The 19,778-nt window shown below is 59.5% G+C and carries 24 protein-coding genes and 1 tRNA gene; 10 read left to right on the top strand and 15 right to left on the bottom strand.

Going from position 1 to position 19,778, the window contains the following annotated elements; translation table 11 throughout:
• Positions 1-7: 7 nt before the first annotated feature.
• The 3 genes from LG294_RS02285 to LG294_RS02275 form a co-directional block, all read right to left on the bottom strand.
• A complete protein-coding gene (locus LG294_RS02285) occupies positions 8-1,162 on the bottom strand; it encodes a DUF1611 domain-containing protein (RefSeq protein WP_404289143.1) in 1,155 nt (384 codons plus the stop codon).
• A gap of 212 nt (positions 1,163-1,374) precedes the next feature.
• Positions 1,375-1,902 carry a SixA phosphatase family protein gene (locus LG294_RS02280; RefSeq protein WP_404289141.1) on the bottom strand — a complete coding sequence of 176 codons (528 nt, stop codon included), beginning with the start codon at positions 1,900-1,902 and terminating at the stop codon, positions 1,375-1,377.
• Between the two features lie 85 nt (positions 1,903-1,987).
• Positions 1,988-2,779: a winged helix-turn-helix domain-containing protein gene (locus tag LG294_RS02275; protein ID WP_404289139.1), complete on the bottom strand. Its 792-nt coding sequence runs from the start codon at positions 2,777-2,779 to the stop codon at positions 1,988-1,990.
• A gap of 613 nt (positions 2,780-3,392) precedes the next feature.
• Here LG294_RS02275 and LG294_RS02270 point away from each other — a divergent pair.
• Together LG294_RS02270 and LG294_RS02265 are read left to right on the top strand one after the other, a co-directional pair.
• The gene (locus LG294_RS02270; RefSeq protein WP_404289137.1) at positions 3,393-4,133 is read left to right on the top strand and encodes a response regulator transcription factor; all 741 of its coding nucleotides are present in this window, start codon (positions 3,393-3,395) and stop codon (positions 4,131-4,133) included.
• The gene (locus tag LG294_RS02265) at positions 4,130-5,617 is read left to right on the top strand and encodes a sensor histidine kinase (RefSeq protein WP_404289135.1); all 1,488 of its coding nucleotides are present in this window, start codon (positions 4,130-4,132) and stop codon (positions 5,615-5,617) included. Before LG294_RS02270 ends, LG294_RS02265 begins: the two co-directional genes overlap by 4 nt.
• A gap of 11 nt (positions 5,618-5,628) precedes the next feature.
• On the opposite strand, the gene upp is transcribed toward LG294_RS02265, so the two are convergent.
• Positions 5,629-6,276 (bottom strand): uracil phosphoribosyltransferase, encoded by a 648-nt coding sequence (upp, locus tag LG294_RS02260; protein ID WP_404289133.1) that lies wholly within the window; start codon positions 6,274-6,276, stop codon positions 5,629-5,631.
• Positions 6,277-6,476: 200 nt separating this feature from the next.
• Between upp and tadA the strand changes: the two genes are divergently transcribed.
• Positions 6,477-6,953, top strand: coding sequence for a tRNA adenosine(34) deaminase TadA (gene tadA / locus LG294_RS02255; RefSeq protein WP_404289131.1), 477 nt, complete (start codon positions 6,477-6,479; stop codon positions 6,951-6,953).
• A gap of 94 nt (positions 6,954-7,047) precedes the next feature.
• Positions 7,048-7,138, top strand: a tRNA-Ser gene (locus LG294_RS02250).
• Positions 7,139-7,315: 177 nt separating this feature from the next.
• On the opposite strand, the gene LG294_RS02245 is transcribed toward LG294_RS02250, so the two are convergent.
• Entirely contained in the window at positions 7,316-7,861 is a 546-nt protein-coding gene (locus LG294_RS02245) for a DinB family protein (protein ID WP_404289129.1), read from the bottom strand.
• Between the two features lie 104 nt (positions 7,862-7,965).
• Here LG294_RS02245 and LG294_RS02240 point away from each other — a divergent pair, with 104 nt between their 5' ends.
• Complete coding sequence (locus tag LG294_RS02240; RefSeq protein WP_404289127.1) at positions 7,966-8,925, top strand: helix-turn-helix transcriptional regulator; 960 nt, start codon at positions 7,966-7,968, stop codon at positions 8,923-8,925.
• 354 nt (positions 8,926-9,279) lie between these two features.
• Here the strand turns inward: LG294_RS02240 and LG294_RS02235 are convergent, their stop codons facing one another.
• The 10 genes from LG294_RS02235 to LG294_RS02190 all read right to left on the bottom strand — a co-directional run bounded on the left by LG294_RS02235 (position 9,280) and on the right by LG294_RS02190 (position 16,833).
• Positions 9,280-9,822 carry a YaeQ family protein gene (locus LG294_RS02235; RefSeq protein WP_404289125.1) on the bottom strand — a complete coding sequence of 181 codons (543 nt, stop codon included), beginning with the start codon at positions 9,820-9,822 and terminating at the stop codon, positions 9,280-9,282.
• A 27-nt stretch (positions 9,823-9,849) separates the two neighbouring features.
• A complete protein-coding gene (locus tag LG294_RS02230; protein WP_404289123.1) occupies positions 9,850-10,188 on the bottom strand; it encodes a YciI family protein in 339 nt (112 codons plus the stop codon).
• A 132-nt stretch (positions 10,189-10,320) separates the two neighbouring features.
• Positions 10,321-10,587, bottom strand: a complete 267-nt coding sequence (locus LG294_RS02225) for a DUF6457 domain-containing protein (RefSeq protein WP_404289121.1) — start codon at positions 10,585-10,587, stop codon at positions 10,321-10,323.
• 20 nt (positions 10,588-10,607) lie between these two features.
• Positions 10,608-11,216, bottom strand: coding sequence for a molybdenum cofactor guanylyltransferase (locus LG294_RS02220; RefSeq protein WP_404289119.1), 609 nt, complete (start codon positions 11,214-11,216; stop codon positions 10,608-10,610).
• Complete coding sequence (gene glp, locus LG294_RS02215) at positions 11,213-12,451, bottom strand: gephyrin-like molybdotransferase Glp (RefSeq protein ID WP_404289117.1); 1,239 nt, start codon at positions 12,449-12,451, stop codon at positions 11,213-11,215. Before glp (LG294_RS02215) ends, LG294_RS02220 begins: the two co-directional genes overlap by 4 nt.
• Positions 12,452-12,545: 94 nt before the next feature.
• The gene (locus LG294_RS02210; RefSeq protein WP_404289115.1) at positions 12,546-13,307 is read right to left on the bottom strand and encodes a sulfate/molybdate ABC transporter ATP-binding protein; all 762 of its coding nucleotides are present in this window, start codon (positions 13,305-13,307) and stop codon (positions 12,546-12,548) included.
• A complete protein-coding gene (locus LG294_RS02205; RefSeq protein ID WP_404289113.1) occupies positions 13,304-14,116 on the bottom strand; it encodes an ABC transporter permease in 813 nt (270 codons plus the stop codon). The genes LG294_RS02210 and LG294_RS02205 overlap by 4 nt, the downstream gene beginning before the upstream one ends.
• Positions 14,113-14,928, bottom strand: coding sequence for a molybdate ABC transporter substrate-binding protein (modA, locus tag LG294_RS02200; protein ID WP_404289111.1), 816 nt, complete (start codon positions 14,926-14,928; stop codon positions 14,113-14,115). The genes LG294_RS02205 and modA overlap by 4 nt, the downstream gene beginning before the upstream one ends.
• A gap of 271 nt (positions 14,929-15,199) precedes the next feature.
• On the bottom strand, positions 15,200-15,622 hold the full coding sequence (locus LG294_RS02195) for a molybdenum cofactor biosynthesis protein MoaE (RefSeq protein WP_404289109.1): 423 nt from the start codon (positions 15,620-15,622) through the stop codon (positions 15,200-15,202).
• Positions 15,619-16,833, bottom strand: a complete 1,215-nt coding sequence (locus LG294_RS02190; RefSeq protein ID WP_404289107.1) for a ThiF family adenylyltransferase — start codon at positions 16,831-16,833, stop codon at positions 15,619-15,621. The genes LG294_RS02195 and LG294_RS02190 overlap by 4 nt, the downstream gene beginning before the upstream one ends.
• 60 nt (positions 16,834-16,893) lie before the next feature.
• Here LG294_RS02190 and LG294_RS02185 point away from each other — a divergent pair, with 60 nt between their 5' ends.
• From LG294_RS02185 to LG294_RS02165, 5 genes are read left to right on the top strand one after another with little or no spacing between them, the layout of a single operon-like run.
• Entirely contained in the window at positions 16,894-17,163 is a 270-nt protein-coding gene (locus LG294_RS02185; RefSeq protein WP_404289104.1) for a MoaD/ThiS family protein, read from the top strand.
• A gap of 9 nt (positions 17,164-17,172) precedes the next feature.
• Positions 17,173-18,435, top strand: a complete 1,263-nt coding sequence (gene glp, locus LG294_RS02180; RefSeq protein WP_404289102.1) for a gephyrin-like molybdotransferase Glp — start codon at positions 17,173-17,175, stop codon at positions 18,433-18,435.
• Positions 18,428-18,916 carry a cyclic pyranopterin monophosphate synthase MoaC gene (gene moaC / locus LG294_RS02175; RefSeq protein ID WP_404289100.1) on the top strand — a complete coding sequence of 163 codons (489 nt, stop codon included), beginning with the start codon at positions 18,428-18,430 and terminating at the stop codon, positions 18,914-18,916. The genes glp (LG294_RS02180) and moaC overlap by 8 nt, the downstream gene beginning before the upstream one ends.
• Positions 18,900-19,406: a molybdopterin-binding protein gene (locus LG294_RS02170; RefSeq protein ID WP_404289098.1), complete on the top strand. Its 507-nt coding sequence runs from the start codon at positions 18,900-18,902 to the stop codon at positions 19,404-19,406. Before moaC ends, LG294_RS02170 begins: the two co-directional genes overlap by 17 nt.
• A gap of 30 nt (positions 19,407-19,436) precedes the next feature.
• Complete coding sequence (locus LG294_RS02165) at positions 19,437-19,646, top strand: DUF1653 domain-containing protein (RefSeq protein ID WP_404289096.1); 210 nt, start codon at positions 19,437-19,439, stop codon at positions 19,644-19,646.
• Positions 19,647-19,778 lie beyond the last annotated feature (132 nt).

Genomic DNA, 19,778 nt, shown 5'->3' with positions numbered 1-19,778 from the left:
GAACCTCCTAGGCAGTCGGCAGAAGTGCGCTGGCAACCTGTGGGTCGCACAGGTCAAAGGTGTCGATGATCTTGGTGTCCATATGGGCTCGCGCCTCCGAGGCTGCCAGCGGGGATGCAGTGAGCACCCCGGAAACCGCAGCGAGGTCGAGTCCTGCGTCCAGAAGGATTTTCTCCCCCGCCTTCGCGCCGAGCGCATCTTGGGCGCTGAACAGCACGCGGTCAACATGTTCCTTGAATACCGGGTCGCCGAGCAGGCGTGAGGTCTCGCCCTGGAACAATCCGTCGGCGATCTCGATAATGACCGCATCGGCGCCGGTGGCGCTCTGCTCATTGATCATCGAGATCAGCAGTTCGCGGACGGTCTCATAATCCAGACGGTAGGTGGTGGGGTAGCCGAAGTCGGTGAAGTCGCAGACGCTGAACGCACCTGCGTCGGTGAAGAGGTTCGGGTCGTTGCCGGCGCCGGTTCCGGTTGCCTTTCCGGCAGCGACTCGCAATCCTGCGTTGCTCAACCCATTGACCAAGCAACCGAGGGTGGTGGATTTTCCGGAGTTCATCGACGTTCCGAGCACCGCGATCACCGGCGGGCGATTGGCCTCGACCCGGGAAGTGACGTTTACCGAAGGGTTCTGGACGCTCAGCGGTGCAAAATCGCTAAGCGTAACTACCTTGCCGCTGCGCACCAGCAGGCCGATTGGTTCGATCTCGGTGGCCTTGTCGATCGAGGAGTGCTGTTGTTCCACACGGGAGGCTAGTCCGCCACCGGCGACCAGCTCACATGGTCCAAGGTCGGCTGGCACGTGGGCGAGGAACTGATCCGGTGCATAGCGGTGGCCGTATGCCACCATGATTTCCTGGCCAACGAAGAGCTTCTGGCGGCGCGAATGTGGCGACTGCAGCGCCTTGTGCTTGCCCAGCTCAGTGATCTTGGCGATCACCACATCCCCGGAACGCGGCGCCATGCCAGCACTGGAGACGATTTCGAAGTCCTGCGGGTTGCGGGAGAGTTCGGCTGCGACAAAACGGGTGGTGTAGGCAGCCTTGATGGTGCTGGCACGGAGCGCATCGATCGCAATCCGAGCTTCCTTGATGGTGTAGGTTTCGACGTTCTCGTTCGGGATGATCTCTGCAATGACGCCCATGGCTTCGGCCTTTCTCACTTCGGTTCCCGAGAAGTGGAAACCGTCATTTTCAATCGGCCGTTTGGCTCGACAATTATCAGTCAAGCGAGTGAACATGAACCCAAGATGAATCAATCCTGAGGCCTTGGGAAGAATTTGATGAGGGCGTTCTCATGAGTGCCTCATAAAGCCAACACAGACCGCATTATCCAGACTGACAAGGGGCTTTAAAATTTCTCATGAGAATATTCTCATTCTGGACGTGGAGCAATGAAATGTGTGACGCGCGCATCACGTGCGTCCAAATGCGAGTACGAATGCTCAGTTTCCAGCACCGTCGTACCCAATGTCGGATAGTTCATGGCCAGTTCGTAAACTGCTTCCTCATCCGATTGCGCGGAGGCCAGACGCAGGGCTAAATCCTGGAGCGTTGGCTGATGCCCGATAACCAGCAAGGTGGAGACGGTATCAGGCACCTCGTTGATAATTGAGCACAAAGCGGAGGCCCCTGCACCATAGACGCGCGAGTCCACATACGGGGTCGGGCCCTTTTCACCGAGCTCCGAGAGCACCCAGGCGCAGGTAGCTCTGGCACGCAGCGCATCGGAGCAGATGATGTAGTCCGGTATCAGATCATTTTCTACCAGCCAGGCACCGGCGGCCGGCGCTTCACGGTTTCCGCGGGCGGCCAAAGGGCGGTCATGATCGCTTACGCCCAACGGGTAGTCAGACTTTCCATGACGCATGAGAATCAGCCGACGACGCTGCATAGTATTCATAGCCCAAGCTTAGACGCGCCTGACTTAAATGACCGAGGCGAACAAACCTCGGTGGTTTGTTCGCCTCGGCAAAAGAACGATCTAATTAGATGGAGTATTCAGGTGCCGCCCAGACGACGACTTCTGGGTGCTCGTAGAAGCGGTAGCCCTGCCCGCGCACGGTACGCACGGTGTTAGCTAGACGTCCCAGCTTCGAGCGCAAGCGACGGATATGCACGTCGATGGTGCGCTCATTCGGAATCTCCTCGGCATTGCGCCACAGGTTTTCCAGCAATTCTTCACGGCCCACGGTGCGAGTGCCGTTCTCTACCAAGAAGTTCAACAGTTCGAATTCCTTGAAGGTCAAGTTCAGGGTTTCGCCATCGAGGTAAACCTCGCGGCGGGACAAGTCGATCAGCACGCCGGATGGGCGCGGTGCGCTTGGGCGAGCTTCGGCACGCGGTCGACGCGACAGGGTTGGATCTCCCAACGCCTGGCGAACCACATCAATTGGTTCGCCTTGTGCGCTAGTTGGCGCCAGCGCTACCGCCGCATGGGTCTGCGCCTGCGGGGACAAAGTTGCCAAGAATGCTCGAACCTGGGTTGCCAGCTTCCCCAGCGAGGTTCCCTGCGCTTGGGCGGCAGCTTCATCCAGTCCGACATACAGCACAAAACCACGAGCACTGGTGTCCGCGCTAGGGGCACCTGAGGACTGCACCGGTGCGATTGGTGCCTGAGTCAGCGGTTCACGAGTTTCATGAACGTTGTTGACCGCACGCAGCGGGCGATAGCCGGCTGGAGCATAGCTTCCGCTACCAGCAGCGGCGCGCTGTGCCGCCGCAGCTCGGTTCTGAGCGTTGCGAATTGAAACGTGTACGTATCCGGATCCAGCCGACATGATGACTTCCTTTTTCGTGCGAAGGCCAAGTGATTTGGCGTTAATGCTTCGGGTTTTGCTTGCGCCGCCCGTGACCTTCGTTCACGAACAGCAGTTGGGTTCCCGCCGGCGACCCTGGATTGATTGCTTAATTCTTCAAGCTGATCGATCCAATTTCACCGACGCCGAGCATTCGACAACAGCACGCAAGCGTACCCTCAGGGTCGCTGCCCCGACTGCTGTTGTTGATCTGCGCCGTACTCACACCTCAAGTATTCCCCGTAACATTCGAAACTTGCAAGTAACAAAGGTCACCCCTGTTCAGCATGTGAGACAAATGCGTCCAAAAGTGACGGAGCACACTTTAGTCAATTATTGGATATCTAAGCGCTTAACTAAGCGAATTGACCAAGACATACGTTCAAGATGTACAGAATGACCATGCCATTCAGAGCCATGAATATTCATTCACCACCTATGCAGGTCCATAGTTCAAACATTCGCACTATGCAGCACTTGACCAAATTAAGCGCTACCTGAATGGAATATTCCCGCATAAACTCGACATACAGTCATAGCTTTTGCACAGCTAAAACATAAAGTAGCCCCATGGCAATAGGAGAAGCTGGTTAACATGAGCGATTCACGATTTTCTCCCGCACAATTACCTCGGCTAACCCATCCTGATGGCACGCCCATCAAGGTTCTAGTCGTAGACGATGAACCTTCATTGGCGGAGCTGGTGTCCATGGGCACCCGCATGCTCGGCTGGGAGGCAACGATGGCTCACGACGGACCGGAAGCAGTGGCCATAGCGCGCTCACTCTCACCGGATGTTCTGGTTCTGGACTGGATGCTCCCGGGGTTCGACGGCCCGGAGGTACTGCGCAAGGTACGCAGCTACCTGCCTGAAGTACCAGTACTATTTCTCACCGCGAAGGACGCGGTCGAGGACCGGATCGAAGGTCTAGGCGCCGGCGCCGATGACTACGTTGCTAAACCTTTCAGCCTCGAAGAGGTGCTGATTCGCCTGCACCGGCTGGTTGAACGCTCCGGTGCATCCACCGCGGATTCCGCAGAACTCGTAGTTGGCGATCTGGTGTTGAACCTAGACTCACACGATGTTTCACGCGCAGGCCGCTCGATCTCGCTGACCGCAACAGAGTTTGATCTGCTCAGCTACTTGATGAATAACGCCCGCCGAGTGGTCTCCAAGTCGCAAATCCTCGACAACGTCTGGCATTACGACTTCGACGGTCAGGCAAACATTGTGGAACTCTACATCTCTTACCTGCGCAAAAAGATCGATGTCGATGCCGAATCAATGATCCACACGGTCCGTGGTGTGGGCTACGTACTCAAGCCCGCTGCATGAGTTCATTTCCAACCAGCATCAGACCAACCTCACCGCACGCTCTGCAGCGCAAACTGCTAGTGATCCTGCTTGGCTCTTTGACCGCCGTATGCGTGCTGCTCGGGTTGCTCTACAACGCCGGCATGCGCCAAACGCTCATGGACCAGCTGGACGAACAGCTTAAGGCCTCGGTGGAGCGCGCCAGTACCTACTCGGTAGGTTTAGCCCGCCCGGACCAGCGCCTCTATGCGCCGGGGCAGGCCGCCGGTACGCTCACCGCGCGCTTCGTGGATCGCTACGTATTCTCCGGAGATGTGCTCGACCAGCATGGCGAGCGGGTTATGCTCACCCAAGACGATGCCATCCATCTGGTGACCATCGACATCAATGCGGAACCCGTACGCCGCACGTTGTCCGTTGGCGACTACTTGCTCTCGGCGGTTCCAGATCCTGGGTCCGGAGGCGTACTGATTGTTGGACTACCCTTGGATTCCACGGACCAAACGCTGCTCGAAATGGCCTGGCTGACGCTATTCATTGCGATCTGCTTAGTCCTCGGCACCGGTTTGGTGGGAACCTGGCTTATTAGCCGTTCCTTCGCTCCGCTCAAACGAGTCGCGGCGGTGGCTTCCTCGGTAGCTGCCGAGGAACTTGAATCGGGCAAGGTTGAGCTGACCCAAAGAGTCGCTTCCCAAGACGCCGTTCCAGGCACAGAAGTTGGCAATGTCGGACGCGCTCTGAATGCCATGCTCGATAACGTATCCACGGCATTAACTGCACGTGAAAAATCTCAGGACCAGATGCGTCAATTCGTGGCGGACGCTTCGCATGAGCTGCGCACGCCATTATCGGCGATACGCGGCTACACCGAATTGCTGTCGGCAACCGAGCATTTCTCTCCCGATGGACGACGCTCTGTGGACCGGGTACTGCAGCAGAGCAACCGCATGGGTTCGCTGGTGGAAAATCTGTTGCTCCTGGCCCGACTGGACGAGGAGAACTCATTCACCATGAAGCATCTGGACTTGTGTGTACTAACTTCCGATATCACCGAAGACTTCAAGGCCACCGCGGACGACCATATCTGGAAATTTGATTGCCAAGCACCGGGGACCGTCGTCAACGCCGATTCGTCTTCCCTGCGCCGAGTGATTACCAACTTACTGGCCAATGCGCGCAAGCACACTTCGGCTGGCAACTCAGTGACCGTCAGCGTGGGGCAAGATCTCGAAAGCAATGAGGCAGTGCTGCAGGTGCAAGACACCGGCGAGGGGATCTCTGAAGAATTCTTGCCCAAAGTCTTCGAAAGATTCACTCGGGCCGACAAGGCCCGCTCGGGGACGGATGGCACCACCGGCCTCGGACTGCCAATTGCGAAGAGTATTGTCGAGGCACACCGGGGCACCATTTCGGTGACTTCAGAGCCCGGTCATACGCTCTTTGAGGTGCGGTTGCCGCTGGCTGGCGAAATGCCAGCCAGCGACGAAACCGAAGCTGTCCGCTAAGCGAGAATTGCTTAGGCGATCGGTGGGGTGACGCCGTACAGGCGGTCACCGGCATCTCCCAGACCAGGGATGATGTAGGACTTCTCGTCCAGTCGTTCATCCATCGCGGCAAGCACAATGTGAACGCGCTCGTCGGCACCGTGAATTTCCTTCAGGCGTTCCACGCCCTCTGGGGCTGCGATCAGGCAGATGCAAGTGACCGATTCGGCGCCGCGTTCGAAGATGAATTTGATCGCTTCGGCCAAGGTGCCGCCGGTGGCCAGCATTGGATCCAGCACGAAGACCTGGCGACCAGTCAGGTCGTTTGGCACGCGATCGGCGTAGGTGATGATGTCCAGGGTTTCTTCGTTGCGTGCCATGCCCAGGAAGCCGACCTCGGCCGTGGGGACCAGGCGGGTCATGCCTTCAAGCATGCCTAGGCCCGCACGCAAGATCGGAACCACTAACGGGGTTGGCTTGGCGAAGGTGATACCGATGGTGGTGGCTACCGGGGTGACTACCTCGACCTCTTCGGTCCGCACCTCGCGGGTTGCCTCGTAGGCCAGCAGGGTGACCAGTTCGTCGGTCAGCTGACGGAAAATCGGGGACGGAGTATCTTTGTCTCGGAGAACTGAAACTTTATGTGCCACCAATGGGTGGTCGACTACCTGTACGCGCATAAGTAGAAATCTATCAGCCCGCCATGGAAGCAAACGAGATAAAAGCGCGAAATCCCGGCGGGAAAACTCCTTGATGTGCCCAACTAAACAGGAATCAGCGGGATTGCGCTCCATGCAGCAAGGGCATATCGGTTCGTTCCGAAGCGATAGCCGCCGAGCGCGTGCGTCCCCGGGGCTAAAACACGTAAGGTAAAGGCACTATGGCGCACGAACACGAGACTTGGATGGACCTGGCCCTCGCGGAGGCCCGAGCCGCATTGGACACCGATGATGTCCCGATCGGTGCGGTCATCATCTCCCCCGAAGGCAAGCTCCTGGCTACCGGTCGCAATGAGCGTGAAGCGCACTATGACCCGACGGCTCATGCCGAAGTCGTGGCCATCCGCAATGCAGTCAAAGCGCTACAGGCACAAGGCAACGCGGACGGGTGGCGATTAGAAGACTGCACCTTGGTCGTCACCCTGGAGCCCTGCGCCATGTGCGCCGGGGCCATCGTGCTTTCACGCATCCCTCGGCTGGTCTTCGGTGCATGGGATGAGAAAGCCGGAGCCTGCGGCTCGGTCTTTGATATCGTCCGCGAACCCCGTTTGAACCACTGGGTCGAGGTATACCCACGGGTTAAGGAAAGTGAATGCGCGGACCTGCTGCGCGATTTCTTCCGCTCCAGACGCAACTGACAGAACGTCCACGTGTGTTTCGAACCACTAACCAGGGTTTTCACCCCGTTCGTTTTGGTGTTCTCGAAAGGTTCGTTATAGAGTTATCAGGTCTGGTGACGTGTCCGAGCGGCCGAAGGTGCAACACTCGAAATGTTGTGTACGGTAACCCCGTACCGTGGGTTCAAATCCCACCGTCACCGCCAGTGAAAACCCCGAGAATCATTGAATTCTCGGGGTTTTTCTTTGCCACAAAACGTCCGGGTTGTCTGAGACAGCTTAATTTGTTGGCCTAATAATGGCAAGCATTCGAGTTCACAGATCAACCCCATGAGTTCTTCTTCCTTCTTGGCCACCAATTTCGCGATGCCCGGCTTCGACGGTTAGCCCATGGTTTTTTGTCCATCCAAGGATTCGCGGATGATGTCGGCATGCCCGGCATGCTGGGTGGTTTCGGCGATGATGTGCAGCAACGTGCGGCGCACCGTCCAATGGGTATCGACAAACCATGGCGCCTTGGGCAATTCGTGGACGGTGTCCATGTCTACCTCGGCCAGCAAGGCATCGGTGCGGGCCGCAACCTGCGCGTAGTTTTCCAGCAGCTCATCCAAGCACTCTTCGCGCAACATGCGGAATTCATTCTGGAAAGCTTCCACTGCTTCGGGTGGCATCTTGCTGAAGTCTGCCCCATCCCAGGCCATGGCGGCCCGGCCCTTGACGATGAATTCCTGCCATTGCTTTTCCACTGCGGTCACATGTTTGATTAGTCCGCCCGGGGTCAGTTCGCTGTCCGTTGTGCGCTGTGCTGCCTGCGAATCGCTCAGTCCGCGGACGGTGAAGCGCAGGAAGTGCCGAGCGTTGGCTAACGCCTGGAACAGGTCGGAGCGTTCCCCTGTCAGGGTGGTTTCGGTGGTGGCCATGGTGCTCATTGTTGCCTCCTGGCATCAGCTTCAGCCGGTATTTCCAGCTGATAGTTACCAGCGTAAAAGCAATAAGTGTCAGATTTTGTCCTAAATCAAGGCAGACTGGTTACATGAGTACCAGCACTAGATTCTTGCGTTTAATCTCCTTGCTGCAGACCCACCGCTACTGGTCCGGCGACGAGCTGGCCGAGCGACTGGAAGTCAGTTTGCGCACCGTTCGCCGGGATATCGACCGGCTGCGCGACCTCGGCTACCCGGTGCAGGCTGACCGCGGGGTGGGTGGCGGCTACCAACTGGCTTCCGGCGCTGCCCTGCCCCCGCTGGTGCTCGACGATGAGGAAGCCGTGGCGCTAGTCATTGGCCTGCAATCTACGGTGCATGGCGGTTCTTCCGCGTTAGCCGAAGCCGCATTGCGCGCGTTGTCAAAGGTCGTTCCGGTACTGCCGGCCAGGTTGCGGCAGCGGGCGCAGGCATTGACTGCCAGCACCGTCCCGCTGGACTCGCAGGGCTCTGTTCCAGAACCGGTAGACCCCCAAGTGCTGGTGGTGTTCGCCCAGGGATGCCGCGACCGCGAACGAGTGGCTTTCGACTACCGCGACGCTAAGGGAACCGCCAGTTCAAGGCGGGTGGAACCGGCCAAACTGGTCAATGTGGGCAACCGCTACTATTTGGTGGCCTATGACCTGGATCGCGCGGATTGGCGCAGCTTTCGGGTGGATCGAGCCGAAAATGCCGCAGCGCGGGCACTGCGTTTTGTCCCGCGGGAGATTCCCGGAGGCGATGCTGCCCAGTTTGTCCACGAAGGGCTGCGCGGAGCAGGACAGCTACAGATCAGCGCGCGGGTGCATGCCAGCGCCGAGGAGCTGGCACCGCGCATCGGCCGGTGGTTCGAGATACAGCCCCTCGATGAGCACAACAGCATGGTGCGCACCGAGAACGCCAACCTGCCTTGGGCTGCCTTCGGGCTTGCGTTGAGCGAGGCGAAGGTCAGCGGTGTGCAACCGGAGGAACTGCGCTCGCTGCTTGACTCATGGTCGATAAACCTCGCCCCGAGGCCCGTGCGTAAGTAGGAAAACCAGGCTCAAGATATGGGATATGAGGCGGTTCGCGCAAGGGCGATCGAGGTTGCACGGCAATTGCCGCTTCCCCTTGAAGACGTGGACAAATACCTTATGAAACGGAGGCAATCGGCCTTTGGATCGGCCCGGCGATTAATAGCAACTCCGGGTGCCTCTGCAGTCTAAATCATCAGGTCAATATAGACATTTAGGCTGGAGAATCGTGATAGCGCGGCCATCGACGATACAGACCAGCCATTGCACTTCATCGATCCGCACCTGGGAAGAAACTCGTAAAGAGTCTTCCAATCAGCTAAGGCCGCGCCCTGTGGAGCATTTGGAAGCGCGCTTTACCCCATGCGGTCCTTACTCGATGTGATGCTGGTGGATTTGCGTCTCAAAATTGCTGCCGTTTAGTTCGAGGTAGATCTGCCCCTCGGTCACCGAGACCGACATGGTATTGCGTCTGGTGAGGGCCTTGGCTGCCAAATCGATGAAGCCGGGGTCGAAGGAACGGACAACAATCTCATCGGCTTGGTAGATGGTCTTGCCCTTCCACGAGGCCAATAACTTCGCAGGCTCACGGTGGGTGTAGACGGCGGCACGCTCTGCGCGTTTGCTGCCTTGGTGAAGACGCTGGGCATCCGGGGCGCCAACCTCAATCCACGCCAGGATGCTTCCGGTGAGATCTTTGACCAGCACCGCTGGTTCCTCCCCCGTGGATACTCCGCCGGCAGAAAACGCAATGCCTTCTTCTGCTTCTAGGCAGTAAGCGAGAACGCGAGTCACCAGATAGGCGTCGGTCTCCGAGGCTTGCTGCGCCACACGCAATGAGAGATCTTCGTAAACACCGCGATCCACATCAGCCAGTTGGACTTCGAAAGTATGTATTGTCGCGCCGATTGCCATAAGACACGAGTCTACAGTGATGCGGGGCTAGCTCGCCGGGTCATAGCTGAACTCGCGCAGCTCTTGCGCACAACGACAGGCCACCGCGATCCTTCGAGCCCAGGCCAGCGCTTCTCTACGGGTTGGCACCTCCAGCACGGTATATCCGCCGTTGAGCTCCGAACCCGAATAAATTTCGTCGTACACCGACCCATCTGCGGATACGAGCACCGGATCGATGCCTTCATCGATTCCGCCGCCGAAGACGTAGATACCTGCCTCTTTGGCTTCGAAAATGACCGCACGGGCATCGGCGGCGACACGCGGCAATTCCTCGGCTGAAACTACCATCGCTCGGCTCGGGAACGAGATCAGATATTTAGTCATCTCCCGATTGTGCGCCCGCACGCGGTTCACTTCAATGCTTAATCCGATGAAGCTGGTGGTGATTGCTTTGCGACGGAGCGGCTACAACAGTTTGGCTTGAGGCTCATTGTGGAACTCTTCACCAACTCGGGCTTACTCCTGCTCGGCCGCCCAGCGCGCGGCCCGTGCATTGAGCTTATCGGCGAGCGCTGACAACTCGGTTCCCGGTTCTGCGCGGCCAAGAGCCAAGCCAAGGAGGAAGGTGCTCAATGGGGCAGCCGGTCGCGCGACATCGTGCGCAACGTGCTTGGCAACGTCGAGTAGCGTTTTGATCGATACCTCGTTGACGTCCAAGCCAAGTTCTTCGGCCGCCGCCTCAAGCCACGGAATAAGTGCCTCGGGTGGGAGATGCTGTGCCATGATTATTCTTCCTTTTCTCGCTATGACTTAGTTGGTTTCGCCGACTGAGCTGAATATTTTTGCCGCAGACGGGCTTCTTCCAAAGCTTCGGGGGTATCAATATCCGCCGATTTATCCCCCGAAATATTGGCCCGATTCAGCTCAAGGCTCATAAAGGCCCTCCTGACCGGTGCGTTGACGACGCCGGCGCCCAGCGCCTCGCAGGTTTCCCGGAGCGGTTCGGTGCGGTAGCAACCCGCGAGCCATTGGGTCCGCTCGTTGTCGTCTACCAGCACCACGCCATCTGCCCCCGGGGTTTTCATTGCCACGGAAAGAGCCTGGCAGACCGCGGCCGGGTATTCCAGGTCGCAAGACAGCACCACTACCCAGCTAGCCGTCACGGTCTGCAGTCCCACCGCAAGTGCGGCTAACGGTCCGGCGAATTCAGGTTCTTCGCGCAGCACCGCGTCCGCTTGGGTTCCAGCGCTTTCGGGGCCGACAACGATCACCTGGCCGGTGACACCTTCCCTGCACGCCTGCACCACACGATCCACCAGCCTCTGCCCGCCGAGGAGCAGCTCGGCCTTATCCATTCCCCCAAGCCGTGACCCCCGGCCACCTGCAAGTATCAGCGCGTCGGCGGCCATCATGGAAGCGTCCTAATCACTTGCACAGTATCGCCTTCGGCGATGTCCCCGCGCTCGGATTCCACCAAGGCGTATCCTTCGGCAGCACCGAAACCACCGACGGAATGCGACACCCGCTTGGAATGCACCACCGGATAGCAGCGCAACGACTGCCCATATTCAAATTCAACGGGGAGCACTTGCAGCTTCCCGGTGATTCCACGCCATCCGGTCCCAGCGGTAGCGGTCAATCGCGGACGTTCGAACACCGCATGCCCCTGCATTGCACGCAGCGCCGGGCGTACGAAGAGTTCAAAGCCGACCGCGGCGCTGACCGGATTGCCAGGCAGCGCGAAGACAAATGCGCCGGCGGCCAAACGTCCGGTGCATTGCGGCTGGCCAGGGCGGGCATCCAGCCTCACGGCACGAACTTCTGCTTCTTCCTCCAACGCCAACCGCATCACGTCACGTGTCCCCGGGCCCACGCCACCGGTACTCACGATGACGTCATAGCTCGCGCCCAATTCGGCAAGTTTTTGGGTTACCTCAGTTACCTCGTCGGGGCAATGCTGCACATTGACCTCGACGATGCCCGCCTCGGCCAACAATCCGCCGATAAGCAAGGAATTTGATTCCGGGATCTGCCCGCGCGTCAGTGCCGCACCGAGGGGTTGCAATTCGGCTCCGGTGACCAGCACCGCCACACGCGGCGCTCGCCGAACCAACACCTGCGCCACTCCCGCCGCGGCCAGTGCCGACAGGCGCACCGCGGTCAGCTGGTCCCCGGTGCGGGCGACCAGTGCGCCTTGGGTCAGGTCTTCTCCCCGGACGCGGACTTCCTGGCCGGGCTGAACTGGTTTGAACACTCGGACGAGTTCGTCGGCCCAGGTGTTCTCGCCTTGATCGCCAATGGTCCATTCGACGCGCACCACAGCGTCGGAACTCGTGGGGATGGGTGCACCTGTCATGATGCGTACCGCTTGTCCGGGCTCCAACGGCGCATCCCACGAACTTCCTGCGGCTACTTCGCCCACCACGCTCAACGCGATCGGTTGCTGCTCGTTAGCGTTCAGCGTATCGGAGCTGCGTACTGCGTACCCGTCCATGGCCGAGTTCTCCCACAACGGGAGCGGATGAGCAGAAAACACGTCCTCTGCAAGCACCGTTCCGCGCGCTTCGGTTAGGTCCACCGTGCAGGTGGTCACCGAGGTGACTCGGTCAAGAATCCACGCCAGATGTTCTGCAGGGCTTATCGCCATCTGTCCTCATCCTCCATTGTCTTCATAAATTGTTCATGCACGGAAACAAGGAATTAAGTGAAAGGTACCTGCCCATAGAGCCGATGACATCATTCTAGGAGGAGCATTTCTTCTCCGGTTCGCTCCCGAGGCCCGCCGGGACGCTATTGGCCACGGCCCGCACAAACTCCGTAGCCGGCTCCGCAAGCACTTGGCGTGTGTACCCCTGTTGAATTACAACGCCTCGTTCAATCACCAGTAATCGCTCCGCCAATGCCAGCGCGTCCGCCCCCGAATGCGAGACGACAACCGCAGTGGTTCCGGTGCGGGATAATTCTTCACGGACCAGCTCGCGCATCTCCACCGCCGCTTGGACATCAAGTGCGGAGAACGGCTCATCAACTAGAAGCAATTTCGGCCCCGCAGCCAAGGCACGAGCGAGCGCAATACGCTGCTGCTGCCCACCGGACAACGCGGCAGGGCGCTGTATCGCGAATGACGAGAGGCCTAAGCGTTCAAGCCAGTCGCAGGCTACCTGTTGGGCGCCGCGTTTGCTCAATCCAGCTGCGCGGGCCGCGAAAGCAATATTCCCGGCAGCATCCAAATGCGGGAAGAGCCTAGGCTGCTGCCCGAGCAGGCCGATCGCCCGGCGGTGTGGTGGAAGGTGCACTCCGGGACCGGAGAGGACCGTACCGTTCAGGGAAATCTGCCCGGAAGTCAGGTGCTGAATTCCAGCGATTGCATGCACAATCGTGGACTTGCCAGCTCCGTTGGGGCCCATCAGCGCGAGGGTCTTCCGAGGTTCGAGTTCCAACTGCACGTCGATTTCGAAGCTTGGACGCACCACACGGATTTCTGCCCGAAGTCCGGTGGTCATTTCAGTGCCCCCGGACGCCAAGCACGCAGGCAAACCAGTACCAGTACGGCGGCCGCGAGCAATAACAATGACAGTGCAACGGCTGATTCTCGTCCGGCACCTGCCCCATTAAAAGCCGTATAGATAGCCAGTGGCATGGTTTGGGTGCGTCCAGGCGCATTGCCTGCGAAAAGCGCAGTAGCGCCAAACTCGCCCAGTGCCCTGGCGAAGCAGAGGATCATCCCGGCAAGCAACCCCGGTGCGGCCAAAGGCAGGCTGATTCGGGTCAGCACCATCCAACGTCCGGCGCCAAGCGTTGCCGCGGTCTGCTCATAGGCCGCCCCGCTGGTACGCAGGGTCCCTTCGACGGTGAGCACCAGAAAAGGCAGCGCGACAAACATTTGCGCCATCACCACCGCTGCGGTGGAAAACGGAAGGGTGAACCCCCAGAACTGTTCCAGCAGCTGTCCAATGCCGCTGGTCCGGCCGAAGAGCAATAGCAGCGCGACACCGCCGACCATAGGTGGCAGTACTAGGGGCACCGCCACCAATGCACGGAGAACCTGCGCAACGTGCGGGGAGCTACGAGCAATGAGAAGTGCCAGCGGCACTCCGAGCAGCGTGCACAGCACGGTAGCCAGCAACCCGGTGCGCAGCGAAAGGCCGAGTGCCTGCAAGGCCTGTGGGCTGGTCACATCCGCCCACAACGTGCCCCAGGATGCCTGTGTCAACAACGCAATCAGGGGAAGCACGAGCAGCGCCACAGCCAATACGGCCGGCAGCAATACCAGGCTCGGTGCCCGGGTACCGACATCCACCTGGGCGGTCATTTCTGCTCGGTCTTTATCTGAGCGGAGTCCGTCGGGCTTCCAAAACCATATTCATTCATGACCTGCTGTCCATGCTCGCTCAGGACATAGTCAACGAATGCTTCGGCTGCCTTGCGTTTGGCCACTCCTGGCTCTTCTCCGTTTGCATTGTCCAGAACTGAAATGGGGTATGAATTAACCACCTTCTGAGCATCGGAAGGGATGATGCTTTCAACGGTCGGTTCATTGGCAACCTCTGTGCGGTATACCAACCCAGCATCCGCTTCCCCTGTGGCCACTTTGACCAGCACGGTACCTACGTTCTGCTCTAGGCTTGCAGCTTCAACCTGCACTCCGGCAAGATCCAGTAATTGCTTGGCCGCGGAGCCGCAGGGCACTTCGGGTGCGCAGAGCACTGTGGTGGCGTTTGCAAGGTCCGCCAGCTCCTTGATGTTGCCCGGATTCCCTTGGGGAACGGCAATCACCAGGGTGTTGGTAGCGAAGATGCTCGGGGCCGTTTCCAAACCGGCTTCTTGTACCGCTTGCATGTTGCGTTCATCTGCCGAGGCAAACACATCAGTGGGCGCCCCTGCGACAATCTGGGTAGCGAGCGTTGAGGAGCCGTCATAGCTAATGTCGGAGAGCAGAATTTCCGGGTATTGTTCCCGGAATTCCTGGGCTAACCGTTCGAAGGGCTCGTGCAATGAGGATGCGGCCGAAATGTTTATTTGGGTGCGCTGCTCCTCGGAGTTTTCCATCCCACCATTTGCCGCGCAAGAGCTTAGCGCCAGAATGAGAAGTCCAGCTAACGCCAGCGTTGGGCGTAGTTGCATGCTCGGCTCCTTCAAAAACGGTACTTTGTCATGCTACCGCCGATGTCTCGCGCGTCACGAGTTATTTCCGCGCTGGCTTCACCGACCAACCAGAACCGTACGCCCAAAGATGTTGGCGCAGCCTGCTGCCTCATCGCTCCTAGATCAAAGGAAGGAGTCCTGCTAGCGGTGCGATGGGGTTGGACCGGTTCAATCCGGAACAACGTTCGTTGCACACGCCTGACCTACGTTTTGCCATCGAGGTATTCAAACGGTGTAAATTCCACCGATTCTAGAGCCCGACCCATTCGCTGGTTCCCGCTTCGAAATGTTGACGCTTCCAGATCGGCACCTCGTGCTTGATCCGTTCAACCAATGCCTCGATGGCGGCGAAGGCCTCGCCACGGTGCGCGGCGGCAGACGCCGCGACCAAGGCCGCGTCGCCAATTTTCAATTCTCCAACGCGATGCACCGCCGCCATGCGCACCCCGGAGCGGTCCTGCTCTTCGGCCAGGATCTTGGCAAGGAATTCTTCGGCCTGCGGGTGGCTTGAATAGTCCAGTCCCATAACCTTTTCGCCGCCGTCGTGGTTGCGAACGATGCCATGGAACATCACCACCGCTCCGGCATCCGGGCCATCCACGGCAGCTCGTACCGCGGACTCATCGATGGCTTCAGCGCTGATGCGGGCAAGTGAATTGTTCAGCTCGGTCATGAGTTCTCCTTCGAGTTACTGGTCGATGCTTTCACGGCATCCGTAGCGGTGAATTCCGGAGCAAATGGAGCAAACTCGTGAATACCACCTGAAAGGTAGCGCACCGGCACCCCGCGCTTGGCTAGCAGTTGTGCGGCACGGATGGATCGGGGATCGCGGGCGCAATAGACAATCAGCTCCCCGCTGCCGAGCAGCCCAAATGATCGCTCCGCCTGGGATGCCGACTCAAGCTCATCCAGCGGCAAGAACTGCGAACCGGTGATGTGCAGTTGTTCGCGCTCTTCCAGGGTCCGCACATCGAGTAACCGCGGGACAGCACTGGAACGCAGCAATCCGGCAAGTTCTTGAGACGAGATCGCCTCGGGCTGCGGCTCCGCACCGGCGCAGAATAGTTCGTAATCGATCAATTCGCTCACCGGACTTCCTTGCGGGTCACGACCGTAAGAGATTTCCCTGGTGCGACCGGCGAGCGCGTCATAAATCAGCACCCGTCCAACGAGCAGGTCACCCAGTCCGGTGATGACCTTCAACGTTTCGGTGGCCAACAAGGTACCAATCGTTCCGCAGAGTCCTGGCAGCACACCGCCGACGGCGCAATTCACCACGGTGCCCGGTTCCGGCGGGGTCGGGAACAGATCTCGGTAGCCCGGTCCGTACTCATGCCAAGCCACACTGACCTGCCCATGATGGGCAAGAATGGATCCCCAGATCAACGGAATCCCGCTCAGCTGGGCCGCATCATTAACCAGATAACGGGTGGGGAAATTATCGCTCCCATCAACTACCAGGTCATAATCGGCAAAGATTTCCAAGGCATTCTCAGCGGTCAACCGCAGGTTGTGTTCAATGATCGTGACCGTAGGGTCAAGTGCCTTGGCAGCTTGTGCCAAAGAGGAAGTCTTAGCGACGCCTAGGTTCGCCGTGCTGTGCGCAACCTGCCGATGCAGATTCGAAAGTTCAACCACATCATCATCCACCAGCCCGATGGTCCCCACCCCGGATCCGACCAGATATGGGACGCTCGCACACCCGAGTCCACCGGCGCCGATGACCAATACCCGCGCGTGAGCGAGCCTGCGCTGGGATTCAATGCCGAAGCCCGGCAATGAGAGCTGCCGCTGGGCACGAGCGCGCTGTTCATCGTTGAGCTCCGCGCCCACCTGCACCGCGGCAGGAGGCATGGCACCAACCGAAGATACGCTTTGATTCATACTGGGATCCTACGCGTTTATCGACTTACCTGCCCGCTGTGCACAAGATAGCATGGGCATATGACCTCGATCTTGATCCGTTACTTCGCCGCTGCCGCCCAAGCCGCCGGCACCGAAGAGGAGCAGTGGCCCACCGTCGCGACGCTCGCGGAATTACGCGCCGGACTCCAGGAAAAGTACGGCCAAGAGATGGCAAAAGTGCTCAGCGCGGGAAGCTTCCTAGTCAATGGCACCGTCCGTCGCGATACCGGGGCGTTACGCGCTGCCGAGGATGCCACCGGCACCAAGCCGTTGACCGTTGACGTTCTTCCACCCTTCGCGGGCGGGTAACCGCGCTTCATGAGTTGCACTCTCGAATCCCACCGCACCGACGTACGCGATCTGCTTGTTCCGATGCTGCAGCGTCTTCGCGGCAAAGCACCGGAACTAATGAGCATTGGCCACTTTGCGCTCGCCGGTCGGGTCACTGCCGTGCGAATCACTGCCCCGCTGCCGATCCCTTCCTTTACCAATTCGCAGATGGACGGCTACGCCCTCAACTCGCAGCAGCTCCTTGAGGCCAGTTCGCAGTCTCCGCTGACTTTCCCTCTCGGTTTCACCGCTGCAGCCGGAGACCCGCGTCTGGATCTTCAACCCGGCACCGTCATCCCGGTGATGACCGGTGCGCCCATCCCCTACGGGGCGGATACCGTGGTTCCCATCGAGGAGACGGTTTCTGCCGCTTTCCCTGCGCTGGTTCGCGCAGGCGCGGGCATACCTAGCGGCACTGCCACTTTTACCGGACCAAGCGCAGCGGGGCGTTTCATCCGCGAAGCCGGCGAACAGCTATCCAGCGGCGCGATCGTAGCCGAAGCCGGTGAGCTCCTGACCCCAACGTTGATTGGCGCGCTGGCTGCCAGCGGCGTGCATCAGGTTCCGGTGCAAGCTCGACCCCAAGTGCTGTTGTGCACCACCGGCGACGAACTGGCCGCCCCCGGATCCGAGGTAACGGCCGCTCGCATCCCGGACGCCAACAGCCCGATGCTCGCCGCTCTCCTGCGGGGCTACGGTGCCGTGGTCTCGGTGGCACGCCTGCCCGATGATCCGCAAACTTTCTCCGAACATCTCCTGGAGCATGCAGCGCAGGCTGACTTACTGCTGACCGTTGGCGGAATCAGCGCCGGGGCCTTCGAGGTGGTTCGCCAGGTGCTTGAACCCTTGGGCGGGGACTTCCATCATGTGGCGATGCAGCCCGGCGGGCCTCAGGGACATGCAAGCATAGAAAACCCTGATGGTTCGCGTACCCCGGTCCTCTGCTTCCCAGGCAACCCAGTCAGCGCATTGCTCTCCGCCGAATTGTTCCTCGCCCCGCTCCTGCGCGGCTTCGCGGCACTGCCAGAGCCGCAGGCAACGCGCGGGATACTTGCACATGAGGTGAGCTCCCCCGAAACTAAGCATCAGGTGCGTCGCGCTGTACTGGCAGATGGGCTGGTCACCGTGCTCGCTCCGGGATCGCACCTGATTCACGATCTTGCCCGCGCCGATGCGCTCGTCCATCTTCCGGTGGGGCTTTCCCATTTGCCCGCCGGCGCCGAAATTGAAACCTGGAGCTTTAATGTCTGAGAACCAACGGCTCACCCACCTGCGCGCCGACGGCACGACGCACATGGTGGATGTCAGCGACAAAACCATCACTAAACGCGTGGCCACGGCCGAGGCGCTGTTCGTCACCCGCCCGGATGTCATCGAGCAGCTGATGAGCGGAAATCTGCCCAAGGGCGAGGCGCTGGGCACCGCCCGCGTGGCAGGAATTATGGCAGCAAAGCGCACATGGGAACTGGTGCCGCTATGCCACCCATTGCCGATTTCCAAGGTCTCGGTGGATTTTGTGGCCGAAGGCGACACGGTGCGCATCACCGCGCAGGTTACCACCAAGGGGGTCACCGGGGTGGAAATGGAAGCATTAACCGCTGCCAGCGTCGCGGCTTTGACCCTGTACGACATGACCAAGGCGGTAGACAAACATGCCGAGGTCACCGGCATCAAGGTCTTGGCTAAATCTGGCGGAAAGAGCGGGGACTGGACTCGTGGCGACAAGCGGTAAGGACATCGGCGAACGAGCTGCGGTCATTGTCGCCTCCACCAGTTGCGCGGCCGGAACCGCAACGGATAAGACCGGTCCGGTCATTGCCCAGTGGCTAGGCGAGCGTGGCTTTGCGGCAACCAATCCGATGGTGGTCTCCGATGGGCTGCCGGTGCGCCTTGCCGTGGATGAGCAGCTCTCTGCCGGTGCCCGGGTGGTGGTTGTCACCGGGGGAACTGGGGTTTCCCCGGATGATCAGTCACCGGAGATGGTGGCCCCGCTGCTGGATGTGCAGTTGCCCGGGATCATTGAGGCTATCCGTCGGCGCGGTGAAGCGAAAACCCCGATGGCTGTCATGACCCGCGGCGTCGCTGGGTTCGCCGGGAACAGTTTTGTGCTGACCCTCCCCGGTTCCACCGGCGGTGTGGCCGATGGGTTGGCCGTGCTGGACCCGATTTTGGATCATCTTTTGGAACAGCGCAGCGGTGCTCGCGATCATGGGCCGCGCTAATTTGCACCCTCTGGCAGGAAAGGCCATACGTTGAGCGTTGAAGCTGGCATTTACGAACATTTCAAGGGACAGCGCTATGAGGTGCTGGCCGTGGGCAGGCACAGTGAAACCGAGGAGCCGCTGGTTTTCTATCGCAAGCTCTACGATGACTACAGCTATTGGGCTCGTCCGTTGTCAATGTTTGACGAAGTGGTGGAGCGTGAGGGCTATCGTGGGCCGCGCTTCACCCGGATCGCCTAGCTGCTGCAGCATCGTGCTTGATTACCGTTCACCCGACGCATGGTGAAACGCTGATTTCCTTCCGGGAGATGGCTACGCCGGGGTCAACCGTCGAATAAAAATTCTGCGGGCCAGCCGGTCGATTTACTGGGT

Source organism: Glutamicibacter arilaitensis, assembly GCF_044793945.1.
Lineage (GTDB): Bacteria > Actinomycetota > Actinomycetes > Actinomycetales > Micrococcaceae > Glutamicibacter > Glutamicibacter arilaitensis_B.
The sequence above is the reverse complement of the archived record's forward strand: the minus strand, read 5'-3'. Positions and strand labels throughout refer to the sequence as shown.